Origin of the sequence: Synechococcus sp. GFB01 (genome assembly GCF_001039265.1) — a bacterium.
In the GTDB taxonomy this organism is placed as follows: Bacteria; Cyanobacteriota; Cyanobacteriia; order PCC-6307; family Cyanobiaceae; genus NIES-981.
In genome coordinates this window covers 1-17,264 of record NZ_LFEK01000027.1, presented here as the reverse complement: position 1 = coordinate 17,264, position 17,264 = coordinate 1, and the positions used below count along the sequence as shown (strand labels likewise).

Here is a 17,264-nt window from a genome sequence, read left to right as displayed (position 1 = left end):
GCTGTGCCTCGTCACTGCGACTGTGGGCGCTGCAGGGCGCGGCGGGTGGTCACCAGCACCCAGATCAGCACGGCCGTGGCCAGCGCCAGCCAGAGAAAGCGCATCTCGNCGTTCACCACCACCAGGGCGAGGGCCCCCAGCCACTGGCTGAAGGCGTAGATCAGCAGCACCGTGCGGCGGTGGCTGAGACCGGAACGCAACAGGCGGTGATGGAGGTGGCGCCGATCCGGGTAGAAGGGGGAGCGGCCCTCGCTGAGGCGGCCCATGATCACGGCCGACATATCGGCGAGAGGCAGCGACAGGATCAGCAGCGGCAAGAGCAGGCTGACACTGGTGAGGCCCTTGGCCGGCCCCACGATGCTGATCGCCGCCAGGGCGAAGCCGAGGAAGTAGGAGCCGCTGTCGCCCATGAAGATCCGGGCGGGGTTGAAGTTATGGCGCAGAAAGCCCAGACAGCTCCCGGCCAGNNCAGCCGCCAGAAGGCCGGCGGCCGGTTGATGCAGGCTGAAGCTCACCGAGAGCAGGCCCACCGCAGCGATGCCGCTCACCCCCGCCGCCAGACCGTCGAGTCCGTCGAGCCAGTTGATCGCGTTGGTGATTCCCACCAGCCAGATCAGGGTGACCAGCAGGCTGAGCGGGTCGGGCAGGATCAGCTGATGGGCGGCCTGGACGCTGCCGCCGAACGGCAGATCGATCGTGCCGATGCGAACGCCCTCGAACCACACCACGGTCGACACCGCCAACTGGCCGACCAGCCGCGGCAGCGGCGGAAGCGCGAAGAGGTCGTCGGCCAGGCCGATCAGGAAAAAGCACAGAGAGCCGGCCAGGGTGGTCCAGATCTGCTGGTCCTTGCTGGTCTCGAGCTCGGCAAAGCCGTCCAGCTGCCAGGTGAGGAGAAGGGCAAGGCTGAAGCCGAGCACGATGCCCACCCCACCGAGCCGCACCATCGGCGTGGTGTGCTGCTTGCGTGGGTCTGGCTGATCGGTCAGGCCCCAGCGCAGACCGACACGCCGCACCTGCGGCACCACCAAGGCCGTGAGCGCAGCTGCCACCAGGAAGGTGAGCAGGGCTGCCGCATTGGGTCGGGTGGTGAGAAACACTGCGGCGACGATCGTGCAGGCCGGACGGATCCAGCTGGGCTCACGTTACGGGCCCTGCCAAGAATTCAGGCGTGCTGCAGTTGACGCTGCCCGCCATAGAGCGGAAAGCGCTCGCAGAGGGCCGCGACCCGCTGGCGGCAGCGCTCCTCGATGGCCGCTTCCTCGGGGTTGAGCAGGCGGTCGGCGATCACATCGGCCACCTCGCGGAAGGCGGCTTCGTCGAAGCCGCGGGTGGTGCAGGCGGCGGTGCCCAGGCGCAGGCCGCTGGTCACGAACGGCGACTGGGGATCGAACGGCACGGTGTTCTTGTTGGCGGTGATGTGCACATCGCTCACCAGCAGGTCGGCCACCTTGCCGGTCATGCCGATGCCGCGCAGGTCGAGCAGCACGATGTGGTTGTCGGTGCCGCCGCTCACCACATCGATGCCGCGCTCCCGGATGCGGGCCGCCAGGGCCTGGGCATTGGCCACCACCTGCTTCGCGTAGGCCGTGAAGCTTGGCTGCAGGGCCTCACCGAAGGCCACGGCCTTGGCGGCGATCACGTGCTCAAGCGGGCCGCCCTGGCTGCCGGGGAACACGGCCTTGTCGAACTGCTTGGCGAATTCGGCATCGCGGCACAGGATGAGGCCGCCGCGGGGTCCGCGCAGGGTCTTGTGGGTGGTGGTGGTCACCACGTCGCACACGGGCACCGGGTTGGGGTGAACGCCGGCGGCCACCAGACCGGCGATGTGGGCCATGTCGGCGAGCAGATAGGCACCCACCTCATCGGCGATGGCACGGAAGGCCTCGAAGTTGATCGTGCGGGGGTAAGCGGAATAGCCGCAGACGATCAGCTTCGGCTTCTGCTCCAGCGCCAGCTGGCGGATGGAATCGAAGTTGAGCTGCTGGGTGTCGGGGTCGACGCCGTACTGCACCACCTTGAACCACTTGCCGCTCACGTTCACCGGCGAGCCGTGGGTGAGGTGGCCGCCGTGGCTGAGGTCCATGCCCATGATCGTGTCGCCGGGCTGCAGCAGCGCCAGGAACACGGCGAAGTTGGCCTGGGCGCCGCTGTGGGNCTGCACGTTGGCCCAGGCGGCACCGAACAGCTGCTTGGCCCTCTCGATCGCCAGCTCCTCGATCGCATCCACATGCTCACAACCGCCGTAGTAGCGCTTGTGGGGCAGACCCTCGGCGTATTTGTTGGTGAGCACCGAGCCCTGGGCCTCCATCACGGCGCGGGAGGCGAAGTTCTCCGAGGCGATCAGCTCGAGGTGGGTCTGCTGGCGCTCCAGCTCCCTGCCGATCATGGCGGCGATGGCGGGATCCCCGGCCGCGAGGGGCTGATCGATCGCAGCGGTGTTGGCCATCAGGGACGGAGCAGTGGAAGGGGTCGTCTGAACTGGAATCGTAAGGACCGGGTCGCCGGCACCAGAGACCAACAGCAAAGCCGGGCAGGGAGCCCGGCCTTGGTGGGAAGCGCGCCTGGAGAGATTCGAACTCCCGACCCTCTGATCCGTAGTCAGATGCTCTAATCCGCTGAGCTACAAGCGCATGGGCCCATTCTCACCGCATGGAGGGCCCATCCGTCAAATCCCGTCCTGCCCTCGCACCCATGCCCATCCGCTGGTACGGCCCCGCCGATCCCGACGATCCCACCTACCGCCATTTCGAACGGATCGTGAACCTGACCCTGCACGCCTCCATCTACGCTGCCCTCAACAGCGGCCTGTGGGTGGTGCAGGAGCTGCGGCACCCCTGGGCACACCTGAGCTGGCTGAGCCTCGGCTGGCTGGCACTGCTGCTGGTGCACGCTGGAGTGGTGATTGCCCTGCGCCCAGCACCCCGACCATGAGCCTCTCCGCGGGCGACCTGAAGGATCTGGAAGTGGCCCTGGCCGATCGGCTGTACCTGCAGGTGGCTGGCTGGCACCTGTATCTCGGCGATGCAGGTCTTGCCCAGACGCTGGCGATCGAATGCGCCGCCAGGCTCGACCAGGGAGCGGGCGTCTGCGCCCGCCAGGCGCTCGAGGCCGTGCAGGTGCCGATCGGGGCCGGCAGCACCCGCCTGCCGCTGGCCCGGCTGATCCCCGCGGGCCAGCTGCGGGATCTGGAGGAGATTCTCGAACCCTTTTGCCGATAGGGTTGCGGCCCCTGCCGGTGGTCCGTGCTGCTGATCGAGGTCACCAATGCCCGGGAGGTGATGAAACAGCGGATCGGCCCGCTGGGCAGCAGGCTGATCGGCAAGCTGGTCGACGCCGATGCCCAGGTGGAGAAGGCCCTGATCCAGGAGCTCGAGAACGCCTTCCGTGAGTTCGGCATCGAAGCGCGCATCCTCGCGGTGGACGGTCCCCGGATGCTGGGCCGCTCTCACCTGGAGATCCCCCTGCAGGTGCGGGAGGAGAGGCAGGTGAGGCTGCCCTGAACCGCTCCGGCGGGGCCGATCAACCGGCGCGGCCCGGCAGCGGTAAACGCTGGCGAAGCTGGGCGAGCACCTGCAGGGCCTCAGGCACACCGCTCCAGGCCGCCACGGCTGCATACACCAGCATCCCCAGGGCACTGCACAGGCTGGTCTGCCAGAGCCGTCCGGCCAGGCCGCCCGGCCAGGCCACGGCCTGGGCAGCGACCCAGGCGGCCAGGCCCGCCAGCAGCGCCGCCACCAGCAGCAGCAGGCTGTCGCGGGCCCAGCGCCGCAGCGGCAGCCCGCCGAGCCGACGCTGCAGCGCCAGCAGCAGCCCGGCGCAGCTGATCAGGTTGACCGCCACGGTGGCCAGCACCAGACCGGCGGCCCCGAAATAGAGGGCCGGCACCAGCTGCTGCCCCCAGGGGGTGGGACCGCCCACGAACAGCCAGCAGAAGATGGCGTTGAGCCCGATGCCCCCCAGCGACCAGCGGAACGGGGTAACCCCATCGCCGAGGGCATAGAAGACCCGCACCAGAACATCGCGGGCGAGGTAGGCCGGCATGCCGATGCCGTAGGCCATCAGGAGCTGACCCACCAGATGGGCGGCGGACCTGTCGAAGGCCCCCCGCTCGTAGATCAGCGCCACGATCGGCAGGGCGAGGGCCACCATCAAGGCTCCGAGCGGCAGCATCGAGGCATTCGAGAGCATCAGACCCTGGCGCACGCGGCCGATCAGCTCGGGCCGATCGCCCGGCGCCGTGAGCCTGGAGTAGAGCGGCAGCAGCGGCACCAGCAGGGCGTTCGAGATCAGCCCCAGGGGTGTCTGCACCAGCAGGTTGGCGTAGCCCAGACCCGCCGCCGCCGCCGGGATGCCGGAGGCGAAGAACAGCGACACGAAGACATTGATCTGCAGCATCCCCGAGGAGAGGGTGGCTGGGCCCATCACCTGGAGCACCTCGCGCACGCCGGGGTCGCGCCAGTCCCAAACCAGCCGGAAGCGGTTGAGACCCTGGCGGGCCAGGGCGGGCAGCTGCACCAGCCACTGCAGAACCGCCCCAAGGGTGGTGCTGGCGGCCAGCACCACGCCGCCGAGCAGCGCCTTCTCCGGCAGCGCGATCGCCGGCCCCAGGAACCACCACAGGATCCCCAGGCCCACGATCACGGCCACGCTGGAGAGGAGCGGGCTGACCGAGGGCAGCCAGAACTCATCGGCAGCATTGAGGGCTCCGAATCCCAGACCGATCAGGCCGGCGAAGAGAGCCATCGGGGCCATCCAGCGCAGCTCCACCACCGCGATGGCGTGGCGCTCCGCATCCAGACCCGGTCCCACCAGGCTGATCAGAGGATCGGCTGCCACCAGCAGCACCAGCGTGACGCCGATCAGCCCTGCCCCCACCAGCGTGTTCATCGCCGCCAGCACGTGGGCACCCTGCTCACGCGGCCGCCGTGCCAGCACACTGACCATGGCGCTGTGGAACGGGCCGTTGATCCCCCCCAGCAGGATCAGCAGAAAACCGGGCAGCACGTAGGCGTAGTTGTAGGCGTCGTAAGCGGCACCGACGCCGAACGCCGCCGCAATCACCTGCTGACGCACCAGCCCCGCCAGCTTGCTGAGGGCGGTGGCGATGGCCACGATCAGGGCGATGCGGCGCAGCGATTGAGCCATAAGGTGGGCCTGGTGAGCCTGGGGAGCGGGCCTGTGCCCACGGATCGAGCGGCAGTATGGCGGCCACACCCGCCACCGCCAGAGCGCCATGACCGCCGCCGTCGCCGTGCTGGAGCTGGGAGCGCTGGTGGAGGGTGTGTTGCGCAGGCGCTACAAGCGCTTCCTGGCCGATGTGGAGTTGGCCGACGGCAGGCTGGTGACGGCCCACTGCCCCAATACCGGACCCATGACGGGTGTGCTGCTTCCCGGGGGCCGGGTACGGCTGCGCCACGATCCCTCCCCCAGCCGCAAGCTGGCCTGGACCTGGGAGCAGGCGGAGGTGCCCGGCGCCGATGGCCGGCCTGTGTGGGTGGGAGTCAACACGGCTCTGGCCAATCGCCTGGTGCGCGCCACGATCGCGGCCGGCTGCCTGGAACCCTGGCTCGGACCGATCGGCTCGATCCGCGCNGAGGTGCCCTACGGCAAAGGCCACCGCAGCCGCATCGACCTGCTGCTGACCCCGGCGGCCAGCGCCCCGGACCAGCGGCCGATCTACGTGGAGGTGAAGAACACCACCTGGACGCGCGGCGATCTCGCCCTGTTTCCCGACACCGTGACCGAGCGGGGACAGAAACACCTGCTCGAACTCACCGCTCTTCTGCCGGAGTCCAGGGCCGTGCTGCTGCCCTGCCTCAGCCGCGCTGATGTGACCCGCTTCGCGCCGGGGGATTCGGCCGACCCGCGCTATGGAGAGCTCTTCCGAGCGGCCCTGAAGGCTGGCATGGAGGTGCTGCCCAGCATCTATGCCTTCGCCGACGACAGCGTGCGCTGGCAGGGAGTGGCCCCCGTCGAACCGCGGGAACCCACCAGCGGCTGAGCGGGGCCCCATAGAGTTCCCGGACCCCGTGGCGGATGTTGTGGATACCCATGCCTTCAAGCGCTCCCTGCACCAGTCCGAGCGCTACAACCGCCGCGGCTTCGGCCTCGGCAGGGAGGTGGCCGGGAGCCTGGAGCAGGCCTACCAGAGCGATCTGATCGGCCGGCTGCGCCACAACGGCTACGTGCTGCAGCGAGGCCGGCTGACGGTGCGGCTGGCCGAGGCCTTCGGCTTCTGCTGGGGGGTGGAGCGAGCGGTGGCGATGGCCTACGAGACCCGGCGCCACTACCCGAGCGAACGGATCTGGATCACCAACGAGATCATTCACAACCCATCCGTGAATGCCCACCTGCGGGAGATGGACGTGCGCTTCATCCCGGTGGAGGAGGGGCTGAAGGACTTTTCCGACGTGGCAGGCGGCGACGTGGTGATCCTGCCCGCCTTCGGAGCCACGGTGCAGGAGATGCAGCTGCTCAACGAGCGTGGCTGCCACATCGTGGACACCACCTGCCCGTGGGTGTCCAAGGTCTGGAACACCGTGGAGAAGCACAAGAAGCACCAGATCACCTCGATCATCCACGGCAAGGTGAAGCACGAGGAAACCCTCGCCACCAGCTCCTTCGCCGGCACCTACCTCGTGGTGCTGGATCTGGCCGAAGCCCAGCTCGTCTGCGATTACATCCTCGGCAAGGGCGATCGGGATGCCTTCATGGCGCGCTTCGCGCGCGCNTGCTCGCCGGGCTTCGATCCCAACCGTGATCTGGTGCGTGTGGGCGTCGCCAACCAGACCACCATGCTCAAGAGCGAAACCGAGGAGATCGGTCGGCTGTTCGAGCGCACCATGCTGAGCCACTACGGGCCCGCGGCGCTCAACGACCACTTCGTGGCCTTCAACACGATCTGCGACGCCACCCAGGAGCGGCAGGACGCCATGTTCGCGCTGGTGGATGAGCCCCTCGACCTGATGGTGGTGATCGGGGGTTACAACTCCTCCAACACCACCCATCTGCAGGAGATCGCCGTCAGTCGAGGCATCCGCTCCTTCCACATCGACACGCCCGAGCGGATCGGCCCCGGCAACCGCATCGAGCACAAGCCGCTCGGGGGGGAGCTGCAGGTCGAGGAGCCCTTCCTGCCTGCCGGCGAGATCCGGGTGGGCATCACCTCGGGAGCNTCCACCCCGGACCGGGTGGTGGAGGACGTGATCGAGCGGCTCATCGAACTCAGCGAACGCTGACCTGCCGGCTCGATCTGCGCCTGGCACGACACCAGGGAGCTTTACATTGATTAAAGATGAGTCTCCGACCCCACAGGTCCTCGCCTTGTTGACGGCCCCGCCCGAGCTCCAATCCCGGATGACCCTGGAGGCCGCCACCAGCCGGCTGCGACACAGCCCCGATCCGCGGGTGCGCTGCTACAGCAGCCGCTTCGCCGACCTGATGGAGATGCGCGCCGCGGCCCCGGTGGTGGCGGCCTACCTCGACCGGCACGAGGGCTGGTTCCGGCGTTGTGCAGCACCGATGAGCGTGCGGCAGCTGGGCGACAACGGCTACGCCCTGACCCTGGGGCGCTTCGGAAATTTCGGCTTCGAGGTGGAGCCCACCATCGGGCTTGAGCTGCTCCCCCAGCGTCGCGGGATCTACGACATCGTCACCGTGCCGGTTGCCGCAACCACGCCCGGTTCCGGCGCCGGCCAGACGGAGCTGAAGCTCGAGGAGCTCTACGACGTGGAATTCAACGCCTCGCTGGAGCTGGGCGAGAACACCCACGAGCTGTGCACCGAGGTGCGCTGGCAGCTGGACCTGAGCGTGTGGATCAGGCTCCCTGGCGTGATCAATCTGCTGCCCGAGAGCCTTGTGCAGAGCAGTGGTGAGCACCTGCTGCGCCAGATCGTTCGCCAGATCTCACGCCGGCTCACCTGGAAGGTGCAGGAGGACTTCCACGCCAGCCATGGCCTGGAATGCCCTCCCAGGAAGCGGGCGCAGTTCTGAGGCTCAGCCGGGACGGTTCTCCCAGATCCGGTTGAGGATCTGCATGCCGCTCACGGCCTGCCAGAGGAACAGGGTCATCATCAGCATGTTGAGACCCACATGCGCCTTGCGAGCCAGCAGGTTGCCATGCTGCATCAGCGGGNTAAGCGAGGCAGCGAGGGCGATCAGGCAGGTCATGGCGATGCCGACCAGCAGGTGCGGCCCCACGAACAGCTTGCCGTTGTTGAGGTAGGTCACGGCCATACCCCCGAAGCTGCCGAGCACCATCACCGCCAGCAGCACACTGCCGATCTGGAAGTGCCGTCGGGCGTACTGCCCNTTGATCAAGGTCTTGCGGGTCTCGGCATCCGCCGTGCGGGTCTTCTTGGCCTTGATGCCCAGAACCATCCCGTACCCCGAAAGGGCCAGCAGTCCCCACATCAGCAGCGGGTGCAGGAAGTTGAGCTTGAAGGCGAGTGACTCGGACATGGCGCAGCTGGGCCTCCCGGCGAAGCTACCGCCTCGCTGTGACCCCTGGCTGCAGGCTGCGAGTCAGTGCAGGAAGTGACGCCGGCCGGTGACGACCATGGCCAGGCCGAACTGGTTGCAGGCGGCCACGGAATCGGCATCGCGCACGCTGCCGCCGGGCTGGATCACGGCGCTGACGCCGTGGCCGGCCGCAAGCCGCACGGTGTCGTCGAAGGGGAAGAAGCCATCGCTGGCGAGCACAGCTCCCTGGGCCTTCTCAGCGGCTGCCTCCAGGGCGAGCCGGGCCGAGCCCACCCGGTTCATCTGGCCGGCGCCGATACCGAGGCTCTGGCCCGAGCGGGCCACCACGATCGCATTGGAGCGCACATGGCGCACCAGCCGCCAGGCGAAACGGAGATCCTCGAGCTCCTGGAGTGTGGGCTGGCGATCGGTCACCACCTGCCAGCCGCTCTCCTCCACCGGCTGGTCGTCCACCTCCTGCACCAGCACCCCGCCGAGCACACTGCGCAACTGACGGCGGGAGGCCCGCGCGATCGCTTCGGGCGGCAGCTCCAGCAAGCGAAGGTTGGTCTTGGCCGCCAGCTGCTCACGCGCCTGTGCATCGAAACACGGCGCCACCACGCATTCGAGGAAGAGGCTGGTGAGCTGGGTTGCCGCAGCCGGGTCCACCGTCGTGTTGAGCGCGACGATGCCGCCGAAGGCCGACACCCGGTCAGCATCGAGCGCCCGTTGCAGGGCCTCGCCGCAATCGGCACCCGTGGCCACGCCGCAGGGATTGGTGTGCTTCACCACCACGGCCGCACTCCGGGCGCCATCGCCGTAGCCGAATTCGCGCACCGTGGCCAGGGCGGCCTCAAGGTCGAGCAGGTTGTTGTAGCTGAGCTCCTTGCCCTGCAGCTGTGTGGCCGCTCCCCAGCCGGCGCCGCTCTGGCTGTACCAGATGGCGCTCTGGTGGGGGTTCTCGCCGTACCGCAGACGCTGACCGGCCGGCAGCGCCAGCTCCAGCATCGGGGCCTCAGCCTGCTCAGCTGCGGCGGGAGCCCCTCAGGTGGCGCCTCAGCCTCCTGCCGCTGCTCCAGCCAGGCGCTGATCGCGGCGTCATACGCCGCGGTATGCCGGAAGGCCTCCAGCGCCAGGCGACGGCGCAGGGCGGCGTCCACGCCTCCGGCCTGCAGGGCGGCCAGGAAAGCCTCGTACTGGCTGGGGCTGGTCAGCACCGCCACATCGGCATGGTTCTTGGCCGCGGCCCGCACCATGGCCGGTCCGCCGATGTCGATGGTTTCGATGGCGGTGTCGAAGGCCACGGCTGGATTCGCCACGGTCTCGCGGAAGGGGTAGAGGTTCACCACAACCACATCGATCGGAGCGATGTCCTGGGCCGCCAGATCGGCCTGATGGGCCGGATCGCTGCGGCGCGCCAGGATGCCGCCATGGATGCGCGGGTGCAGCGTCTTCACCCGGCCTCCCAGGATCTCCGGCGCCCCCGTATGCTCCGCCACCCTGGTCACCGGCAGACCCGCGGCCTGCAGAGCGCTGGCCGTTCCACCGCTCGAGACCAGCCGATAGCCGGCCTCGAGGAGACCCTGGGCCAGCGGCACCAGCCCCTCCTTGTTGGAGACACTGAGAAGGGCCGTGAGCGCCATGGCTGCTGCTGGAGGTTCAGCCAGCCAACCTACGCAGACCGTGCCCGGATGCCATGACCAGCAGCCCAGATCTGATCCGCCTCGGCCCTGCTGGGGCCGAGCGTCGACTCGTGCTGCTGCACGGCTGGGGGGCAGACGCCACCGACCTGCTCGATCTGGGTGAGCTGCTGGTGACACCCGAGGTGAGCGTGGTGGCCCTGCAGGCCCCGCTGCCGCATCCCGCCGGCGTGGGACGCCAGTGGTATGACCTGCAGGAGCCGGACTGGCCGCAGCTGCCCTCGGCCCGGCTCCAGCTGCTGGAACGTCTGCAGCAGCTGGATGCGGAACTGCCGCTGGAGCAGACGGTGCTGCTGGGTTTCTCGCAGGGAGCCGCCCTGGGACTCGACGTGGCCACCAGGGACGACGGCCTGGCACTGGCCGGTCTGATCGGCTGCAGCGGCTATCCGCACCCTGGCTGGCAGCCAGGCCGGCCCGCTGCGCCAGGAAAGTTTCCGATCCTGCTGACCCATGGTCAGCAGGATCCGGTGGTGCCCTATGCAGCCAGCGAGGAACTGGAACGGCGCCTCCAGCAGGCCGGTCATCGCGTCGCCTGGTGGGGTTCAGCGGTGGCCACACGATCGACAGCGGTGTGCTGCCGATCCTGCGGGCCTTCGTGTCGGAAGCCTGGCCCTGTTGAGCCTGGCGAAGGAGGCGGAATCAGACGAAGGCGTATTCGTACTCCTCCATCTCCTCCCAGTCGTCCGCAGCCAGCGCCTCGATGCCTTCGAACAGCACGTCCTCGCCGATCCGATCGACGATGCGCGCAGGGAGGGGAACAGGAAGTGGTTCTCCTCGGCGTACTGGGCGCTGAACAGGCCTTTCTCCCCCCAGAAGAAGCGGTCGGTGGTGTGCTCGTTGCGGCGCACGTTGAGGATCGCAGGGGGCACGAGCGCCTCCTCGGCGATGTAGCGGCGGGCCGCAGTCACCGGCTTGTGGGAACCGGTCTCAAGGTTGAAGGTGGGGACATGGGCGAGCACACGCTGGCCGGCGAGACGGCGGCGGCTGATCCGCTTGCGCTTCTTGGACATGGAGCTGATCCCTGGAGGGCCTGAAGGAGGAACGGGGCTGGGGCGGGTGACGAACGGCGGACGATCGTTCCCGGGTGCTGAATCAACCGGCTCGGGGCCGGAGGTTCGACTGGATTCCGGTCAATCGGCCCAGACGGGCGGAGCCCGGAGCGGATGGACTGACAGGAGTTAAGCCAGGAGGGCCTGGCGGTTTCCGGTGGCGGCATCGAGGCGCCATCCGGAGATCGGACGCGGATCGAGAGGCGTGACAGGATGAGCCTGGACCCATGACGGCCCAGGACTCGGCGAGACGCCGTGGGCGGCCCACCTCTGCTGTAGCTTGAGTTGCAGAAAAACGCAACTCGGACTGTCGCAGTGCCCGACGCGACGGAAAACGCCGCGCGTGGCCTGAACGTCAGGCCAGCGCATCACTGCCAACAGCCCTGACGGACCGCTTCGTAGTGAGCGATACCAGGATCTTAAGACTTTTTCCCGGTTTTTGCCCCTGACTCCGAAAAATCGNCTGACCGAACCCGGCGAGCGAATCTGATGCACGTGTCCGAGCGGTTTCTGGCCCTGCTTCAGAGCCAGCTCGACCAGTTCGGCGACCGCGACGATCTGCAGTCGCTGGTGGTCTATCTCACCGAAGCCTGCGAGGACGCTCCGCCCACGCTGGTGCCGGTGGGCCAGTGGCCCCGCAGCAGCCGGGTTCTGCCGGAGCTCCGGGTCGACAGCCCGCTGCGCNTCACCGGCCGAACGCCGCCGCTGGCTACCCCTCCGCCNATGACNGGCCTGTTGCTGGGGGCCATCCAGGTGGAAGCACGGGTGCTCCCCTGGCCTGCCACCCTCAACCAACGGCTCCAGGCCACCGCCAGCTGCCTCACGGAGGCCCTGGGGCTGGACCTGGAACGGCAGCGCCTCCAGCAGGCCCTGCAGCGCCAGCAGGAGCAGGTGCGCTTGCTGGTGCATCAGCTGCGCAACCCGCTGGCGGCGCTGCGCACATTCGGTCAGCTGCTGCTGCGCCGCCTCGGACCGAACGACCACAACCGCGCCCTGGTGGAGAGCCTGCTGCTGGAGGAGCAGCAGCTGCAGCGTTACGTGAATGCCCTGCAGCACCTCGAGGCGGGGGAGGCCCTCCCCGCGGCGGATGTCGCCGTTCCGCTCCTGCTGCCACCTGCGCTCGGGGGACCGCAGGGCCAGCCGCTGGCGCCGCTGCTCCAGCCGCTGCTGCAGCGGGCCGCGGCCACGGCGGCCCTACAGGGCCGTCGCTGGCACGGACCGGTCTGCCTGCCGGACTGGAGCGGCGACAGCGGGGCGGTTGCGGAGATCCTGGCCAACCTGCTGGAGAACGCCTTTGCCTACAGCTCCGCGGGCAGTGACGTGGGCCTCAGCTGCCGACCCCGTGGTGATGGCAGCTGGCAGCTGTGCGTCTGGGACGGCGGGCCCGCCATCGCCGCGGATGAACGCCAGACAATCTTCGAGCGCGGGCAGCGGGGCAGCCGCTCCAGCGGGCGGCCGGGCACCGGCTTGGGCCTCGCCCTGGCGCGTGATCTGGCCGAAGCCCTCGAGGGCCGTCTGGATCTGGTGGTGCCCCCATCGACCCTGGGGGCCGAGCTGCCCCGGAGGGCAACGCCTTCTGTCTCAGCCTCCCACCAGCCTGAGCAAGGCCAGGAGCAACAGCACGACGGTGTCGCACCACTCCACGCAGGCGCGTAGCTGTCACCGCTGTGACCTCCGAGACGGCGGCCCAGCCAGAGGGGCACCAGCACGGCAGGCAGCAGCCCGACCAGCCCTCGCATCCCGTCCGACGGCCAGCCCTGAACAGCGGCCAGCCCCAGCAGCGCGGCGACCACCCCTGCCGAAGGCAGCAGTTCGCGGCCCAGACCACGCCAGTGCCGGCGGTGAAAGGCAGCACTGCCGCCAGCCCGCAGATAGGGGAAACGGGCCATGGCCACCAGCGGCGCCACACGCGCCCAGCAGGCTCCCCAGACCAGGGCCCAGCCCGCCGCCGGAGCCAGCACCAGCAGCGCCGCCGTGCGCAGCAGCAGGGCCATCACCAGCGCCTGCACGGCGGATGCCCCCACGCGACTGTCGTCCATGGCCTCCAGGNCCCGCGGTCCGGCCGCCAGGCCATCGGCGGTGTCCATCAGGCCATCGGCATGGAGGCCACCGCTCAGCGCCATCCCCAGGGCCAGCACCAGACACACCTGGGCCATCGGCGGCATCTGGTCGCGGGTCAGCTGCCAGAGCAGAGCCTGCAGACCACCCAGCACCAGCCCCACCAGGGGAGCGAAGCGGGCGATGCGCTCGAAGCTCGGCTGAATGCCAGGCCAGGCCGGCAGCACGGAGTAGAAGATCCAGGCGCCGGCCAGATCGCGCCACCAGGGCGGATCCCGCCGCCGGCACGGTGGCTGCGGCATAGCGTCGGGAAAGCATCGAAGCGACCCCATCAGCTTCCCATCTCCCGGCAGCCGGTTCGGCTTCGAGGTCGTGGCCCGTTGCCCCCGCAGCCGGGCCCGCTGCGGCCGCTTCCACACCCCCCATGGCACCGTGCACACACCGCGCTTCATGCCGGTGGGCACCCTGGCCACGGTGAAGGGGGTCAGCACCGCGCAACTGAGCGAAACCGGCGCCGAAATGGTGCTCGCCAACACCTTTCACCTGCACCTGCAGCCCGGTGAGGCGATCGTGGCCGAGGCCGGCGGGCTGCACCGCTTCATGGCCTGGGATGGCCCGCTGCTCACCGATTCCGGCGGCTTCCAGATCTTCAGCNTAGGCGACATCAACCGCATCAACGACCACGGGGTGACCTTCCGCTCCCCCCNGTGACGGCTCCCGGATCGAGCTCACTCCCGAGCGCTCGATGGCGATCCAGATGGCCCTGGGAGCGGATGTGGCGATGGCCTTCGACCAGTGCCCCCCCTACCCGGCCAGCGAAGCGGACGTGGCCGCTGCCTGCCGGCGCACCCACGCCTGGCTGGAGCGCTGCATCGCCAGCCATACCAAGGCCGATCAGGCTCTGTTCGGCATCGTGCAGGGGGGCTGCTTTCCGCACCTCCGGGCGGAGTCAGCCCGGGTGGTGAGCGCCATGGGACTGCCCGGCATCGCCGTGGGGGNCGTGAGCGTGGGCGAGCCCACCGAGGCGATGCACCGCATCGTGCGCCAGGTCGGGCCGCTCCTGCCCGACGACAGACCCCACTACCTCATGGGCGTCGNCAGTCTGCGGGAGATGGCGATCGCCGTGGCCAGCGGCTTCGACCTGTTCGACTGCGTGCTGCCCACCCGCCTGGGTCGTCATGGCACGGCCCTGGTGGGCGGCGAGCGCTGGAACCTCCGCAACGCCCGCTTCCGCCACGACCACACGCCTCTGGATCCGGGCTGCTCCTGCCTGGCCTGCCGGCACCACAGCCGCGCCTATCTGCACCACCTGATCCGCAGCGAGGAGATGCTGGGCAGAACCCTGCTGAGTCTCCACAACATCACCCAGCTGATCCGCTTCAGCCTGGCCATGGCGCAGGCGATCCGAGAGGGCTGCTTTGCAGAGGATTTCGCTCCCTGGGAACCCGGCTCCGCGGCATCGCACACGTGGTAGCGTCCGCCTCACGATCAGCCGATTCCGGGATGGCCGCCTACGCCCTTCATACCCTGGCCCAGCTCCCCGAGGCCTATCAGGCCTTCGCACCGCTGATCGACATCCTGCCGATCATCCCCCTGTTCTTCCTGCTGCTCGCCTTCGTGTGGCAGGCGTCCGTGGGATTCCGCTGAGCTGTCGGCCTTTCTCCTCAGCGCTCCTTCATCACCGCGCAGGCGAAGGAGGGCAGGGCGAGCATCCGCCGCCAGCGGCTCGGCTCCTGCAGCAGGCGGTACAACCATTCGATCTGCAGGGCTCCCATCCAGGTGGGGGCCCTTTTCTTGACGCCTGCCCAGACATCGAAACTGCCTCCCACGCCCATCCAGAGGCCGCCGCGCGGCCGGGCAGACGCTGGATCCAGGTCTCCTGGCGAGGCACCCCCAGAGCGACGAGCACCAGATCCGGAGAGGCCGCCAGGAGCTGCTGCCCCAGAGCCGGCCAGGAGTCGGGGCTCTGGTATCCATGGGCGCTGAACACCAGCTGGAGGCCAGGCAGCTCCTGGCGCAAGCGGGCGACGAGCTGATCCATCACCGCTGGTGAAGCCCCCACGAGTGCCACACGCCAGCCCTGGCTGGCGGCTTGAGCCAGCAGGGCCCAGGCCAGCTCGATCCCGGGGCTGCGACGCACCCGCAGACCCTGCCGGCCAAGAGCCCAGACCACGCCGGCACCATCGGGGATCACCAGCGCGGCTGAGGCGATCGCTGCCCGAGGCCGGGTCGCTTCGGGCCGCCATCGTCATTCGGCGTGAGGTGACGATCTGGCCGCCGCCCGCACAGCATACGCGAGCGCGAGCGCGATCAGCCAGCCGAACGGGCAGTTCGTTGAGTGACCAGAGGAACAGGACCAGCGCGGCGANGCGGAACTGCCGCTGGAGGCAGACGGTGCTGCTGGGTTTCCTCGCAGGGAGCCGCCCTGGGGACTCGACGTGGCCACCAGGGACGACGGCCTGGCACTGGCCGGTCTGATCGGCTGCAGCGGCTATCCGCACCCTGGCTGGCAGCCAGGCCGGCCCGCTGCGCCAGGAAAGTTTCCGATCCTGCTGACCCATGGTCAGCAGGATCCGGTGGTGCCCTATGCAGCCAGCGAGGAACTGGAACGGCGCCTCCAGCAGGCCGGTCATCGCGTCGCCCTGGTGGGGTTCAGCGGTGGCCACACGATCGACAGCGGTGTGCTGCCGATCCTGCGGGCCTTCGTGTCGGAAGCCTGGCCCTGTTGAGCCTGGCGAAGGAGGCGGAATCAGACGAAGGCGTATTCGTACTCCTCCATCTCCTCCCAGTCGTCCGCAGCCAGCGCCTCGATGCCTTCGAACAGCACGTCCTCGCCGATCCGATCGACGATGGCGCGCAGGGAGGGGAACAGGAAGTGGGTTCTCCTCGGCGTACTGGGCGCTGAACAGGCCTTTCTCCCCCCAGAAGAAGCCGGTCGGTGGTGTGCTCGTTGCGGCGCACGTTGAGGATCGCAGGGGGCACGAGCGCCTCCTCGGCGATGTAGCGGCGGGCCGCAGTCACCGGCTTGTGGGAACCGGTCTCAAGGTTGAAGGTGGGGACATGGGCGAGCACACGCTGGCCGGCGAGACGGCGGCGGCTGATCCGCTTGCGCTTCTTGGACATGGAGCTGATCCCTGGAGGGCCTGAAGGAGGAACGGGGCTGGGGCGGGTGACGAACGGCGGACGATCGTTCCCGGGTGCTGAATCAACCGGCTCGGGGCCGGAGGTTCGACTGGATTCCGGTCAATCGGCCCAGACGGGCGGAGCCCGGAGCGGATGGACTGACAGGAGTTAAGCCAGGAGGGCCTGGCGGTTTCCGGTGGCGGCATCGAGGCGCCATCCGGAGATCGGACGCGGATCGAGAGGCGTGACAGGATGAGCCTGGACCCATGACGGCCCAGGACTCGGCGAGACGCCGTGGGCGGCCCACCTCTGCTGTAGCTTGAGTTGCAGAAAAACGCAACTCGGACTGTCGCAGTGCCCGACGCGACGGAAAACGCCGCGCGTGGCCTGAACGTCAGGCCAGCGCATCACTGCCAACAGCCCTGACGGACCGCTTCGTAGTGAGCGATACCAGGATCTTAAGACTTTTTCCCGGTTTTTGCCCTGACTCCGAAAAATCGCTGACCGAACCCGGCGAGCGAATCTGATGCACGTGTCCGAGCGGTTTCTGGCCCTGCTTCAGAGCCAGCTCGACCAGTTCGGCGACCGCGACGATCTGCAGTCGCTGGTGGTCTATCTCACCGAAGCCTGCGAGGACGCTCCGCCCACGCTGGTGCCGGTGGGCCAGTGGCCCCGCAGCAGCCGGGTTCTGCCGGAGCTCCGGGTCGACAGCCCGCTGCGCTCACCGGCCGAACGCCGCCGCTGGCTACCCCTCCGCCATGACGGCCTGTTGCTGGGGGCCATCCAGGTGGAAGCACGGGTGCTCCCCTGGCCTGCCACCCTCAACCAACGGCGCTGTCGCCGGACGAGCGCCTTGCCTTTCTGCGCGACC

Annotated in this window: 12 protein-coding genes, 1 tRNA gene and 9 pseudogenes; 12 read left to right on the top strand and 10 right to left on the bottom strand. The window is 68.8% G+C overall.

What is annotated here, in order from left to right:
* Positions 1–11 precede the first annotated feature (11 nt).
* The 3 genes from SYNGFB01_RS04820 to SYNGFB01_RS04810 all read right to left on the bottom strand — a co-directional run bounded on the left by SYNGFB01_RS04820 (position 12) and on the right by SYNGFB01_RS04810 (position 2,633).
* Entirely contained in the window at positions 12–1,100 is a 1,089-nt protein-coding gene (locus SYNGFB01_RS04820; protein WP_048017162.1) for a glycosyltransferase family 4 protein, read from the bottom strand.
* Between the two features lie 65 nt (positions 1,101–1,165).
* Complete coding sequence (gene glyA, locus SYNGFB01_RS04815) at positions 1,166–2,449, bottom strand: serine hydroxymethyltransferase (RefSeq protein ID WP_048017161.1); 1,284 nt, start codon at positions 2,447–2,449, stop codon at positions 1,166–1,168.
* A 110-nt stretch (positions 2,450–2,559) separates the two neighbouring features.
* Positions 2,560–2,633: transfer RNA gene (locus SYNGFB01_RS04810), tRNA-Arg, on the bottom strand.
* A gap of 61 nt (positions 2,634–2,694) precedes the next feature.
* On the opposite strand from SYNGFB01_RS04810, the gene SYNGFB01_RS04805 reads away from it, so the two are divergent.
* Genes SYNGFB01_RS04805 through SYNGFB01_RS04795 form a run of 3 tightly spaced genes read left to right on the top strand, consistent with a single transcriptional unit; the run spans position 2,695 to position 3,503 of the window.
* Entirely contained in the window at positions 2,695–2,934 is a 240-nt protein-coding gene (locus tag SYNGFB01_RS04805) for a hypothetical protein (protein WP_048017160.1), read from the top strand.
* The gene (locus SYNGFB01_RS04800) at positions 2,931–3,221 is read left to right on the top strand and encodes a DUF3181 family protein (RefSeq protein WP_048017159.1); all 291 of its coding nucleotides are present in this window, start codon (positions 2,931–2,933) and stop codon (positions 3,219–3,221) included. Before SYNGFB01_RS04805 ends, SYNGFB01_RS04800 begins: the two co-directional genes overlap by 4 nt.
* A gap of 24 nt (positions 3,222–3,245) precedes the next feature.
* The gene (locus SYNGFB01_RS04795; RefSeq protein WP_048017158.1) at positions 3,246–3,503 is read left to right on the top strand and encodes a hypothetical protein; all 258 of its coding nucleotides are present in this window, start codon (positions 3,246–3,248) and stop codon (positions 3,501–3,503) included.
* Between the two features lie 19 nt (positions 3,504–3,522).
* On the opposite strand, the gene murJ is transcribed toward SYNGFB01_RS04795, so the two are convergent.
* The gene (gene murJ / locus SYNGFB01_RS04790; protein WP_048017157.1) at positions 3,523–5,148 is read right to left on the bottom strand and encodes a murein biosynthesis integral membrane protein MurJ; all 1,626 of its coding nucleotides are present in this window, start codon (positions 5,146–5,148) and stop codon (positions 3,523–3,525) included.
* A gap of 88 nt (positions 5,149–5,236) precedes the next feature.
* Here murJ and sfsA point away from each other — a divergent pair, with 88 nt between their 5' ends.
* The 3 genes from sfsA (at position 5,237) to SYNGFB01_RS04775 (ending at position 7,995) form a co-directional block, all read left to right on the top strand.
* Positions 5,237–6,004, top strand: a complete 768-nt coding sequence (gene sfsA, locus SYNGFB01_RS04785) for a DNA/RNA nuclease SfsA (RefSeq protein WP_048017156.1) — start codon at positions 5,237–5,239, stop codon at positions 6,002–6,004.
* A 40-nt stretch (positions 6,005–6,044) separates the two neighbouring features.
* A complete protein-coding gene (locus SYNGFB01_RS04780; RefSeq protein WP_048017169.1) occupies positions 6,045–7,241 on the top strand; it encodes a 4-hydroxy-3-methylbut-2-enyl diphosphate reductase in 1,197 nt (398 codons plus the stop codon).
* A 118-nt stretch (positions 7,242–7,359) separates the two neighbouring features.
* Positions 7,360–7,995, top strand: coding sequence for a DUF1997 domain-containing protein (locus tag SYNGFB01_RS04775; RefSeq protein ID WP_048017155.1), 636 nt, complete (start codon positions 7,360–7,362; stop codon positions 7,993–7,995).
* A gap of 3 nt (positions 7,996–7,998) precedes the next feature.
* On the opposite strand, the gene SYNGFB01_RS04770 is transcribed toward SYNGFB01_RS04775, so the two are convergent.
* Together SYNGFB01_RS04770 and purH are read right to left on the bottom strand one after the other, a co-directional pair.
* Positions 7,999–8,463, bottom strand: coding sequence for a DUF4079 domain-containing protein (locus tag SYNGFB01_RS04770; RefSeq protein WP_048017154.1), 465 nt, complete (start codon positions 8,461–8,463; stop codon positions 7,999–8,001).
* Between the two features lie 63 nt (positions 8,464–8,526).
* A pseudogene (purH, locus tag SYNGFB01_RS04765) lies at positions 8,527–10,106 on the bottom strand (bifunctional phosphoribosylaminoimidazolecarboxamide formyltransferase/IMP cyclohydrolase).
* Positions 10,107–10,159: 53 nt separating this feature from the next.
* Between purH and SYNGFB01_RS13070 the strand changes: the two are divergent.
* Positions 10,160–10,648 (top strand): annotated as a pseudogene (locus SYNGFB01_RS13070) (alpha/beta hydrolase); the annotation flags it as partial.
* Between the two features lie 154 nt (positions 10,649–10,802).
* Here the strand turns inward: SYNGFB01_RS13070 and SYNGFB01_RS13065 are convergent.
* Positions 10,803–11,173: pseudogene (locus tag SYNGFB01_RS13065) on the bottom strand (DUF3155 domain-containing protein).
* 528 nt (positions 11,174–11,701) lie between these two features.
* Here SYNGFB01_RS13065 and SYNGFB01_RS04750 point away from each other — a divergent pair.
* Positions 11,702–12,676, top strand: a pseudogene (locus tag SYNGFB01_RS04750) (sensor histidine kinase); the annotation flags it as partial.
* A gap of 117 nt (positions 12,677–12,793) precedes the next feature.
* Here SYNGFB01_RS04750 and SYNGFB01_RS13060 read toward each other — a convergent pair.
* Positions 12,794–13,572 (bottom strand): annotated as a pseudogene (locus SYNGFB01_RS13060) (adenosylcobinamide-GDP ribazoletransferase).
* Between the two features lie 70 nt (positions 13,573–13,642).
* Here SYNGFB01_RS13060 and tgt point away from each other — a divergent pair.
* Together tgt and SYNGFB01_RS04735 are read left to right on the top strand one after the other, a co-directional pair.
* A pseudogene (tgt, locus tag SYNGFB01_RS04740) lies at positions 13,643–14,744 on the top strand (tRNA guanosine(34) transglycosylase Tgt).
* A 29-nt stretch (positions 14,745–14,773) separates the two neighbouring features.
* Positions 14,774–14,917, top strand: a complete 144-nt coding sequence (locus tag SYNGFB01_RS04735; RefSeq protein ID WP_048017150.1) for a photosystem II reaction center protein K — start codon at positions 14,774–14,776, stop codon at positions 14,915–14,917.
* A gap of 17 nt (positions 14,918–14,934) precedes the next feature.
* Here the strand turns inward: SYNGFB01_RS04735 and SYNGFB01_RS04730 are convergent.
* Positions 14,935–15,552, bottom strand: a pseudogene (locus SYNGFB01_RS04730) (WecB/TagA/CpsF family glycosyltransferase); the annotation flags it as partial.
* A gap of 156 nt (positions 15,553–15,708) precedes the next feature.
* Between SYNGFB01_RS04730 and SYNGFB01_RS04725 the strand changes: the two are divergent.
* Positions 15,709–15,999, top strand: coding sequence for an alpha/beta hydrolase (locus SYNGFB01_RS04725; protein WP_053068332.1), 291 nt, complete (start codon positions 15,709–15,711; stop codon positions 15,997–15,999).
* Between the two features lie 20 nt (positions 16,000–16,019).
* Here SYNGFB01_RS04725 and SYNGFB01_RS13055 read toward each other — a convergent pair.
* Positions 16,020–16,393: pseudogene (locus tag SYNGFB01_RS13055) on the bottom strand (DUF3155 domain-containing protein).
* 526 nt (positions 16,394–16,919) lie between these two features.
* On the opposite strand from SYNGFB01_RS13055, the pseudogene SYNGFB01_RS04715 reads away from it, so the two are divergent.
* Positions 16,920–17,264, top strand: a pseudogene (locus SYNGFB01_RS04715) (sensor histidine kinase); the annotation flags it as partial.

Coding starts and splice junctions, on each gene's coding strand:
- SYNGFB01_RS04775 (WP_048017155.1), top strand. CDS start 7,360: ATGACCCTGGAGGCCGCCACCAGCCGGCTGCGACACAGCCCCGATCCG.
- SYNGFB01_RS04800 (WP_048017159.1), top strand. CDS start 2,931: ATGAGCCTCTCCGCGGGCGACCTGAAGGATCTGGAAGTGGCCCTGGCC.
- murJ (WP_048017157.1), bottom strand. CDS start 5,148: ATGGCTCAATCGCTGCGCCGCATCGCCCTGATCGTGGCCATCGCCACC.
- SYNGFB01_RS04735 (WP_048017150.1), top strand. CDS start 14,774: ATGGCCGCCTACGCCCTTCATACCCTGGCCCAGCTCCCCGAGGCCTAT.
- SYNGFB01_RS04805 (WP_048017160.1), top strand. CDS start 2,695: ATGCCCATCCGCTGGTACGGCCCCGCCGATCCCGACGATCCCACCTAC.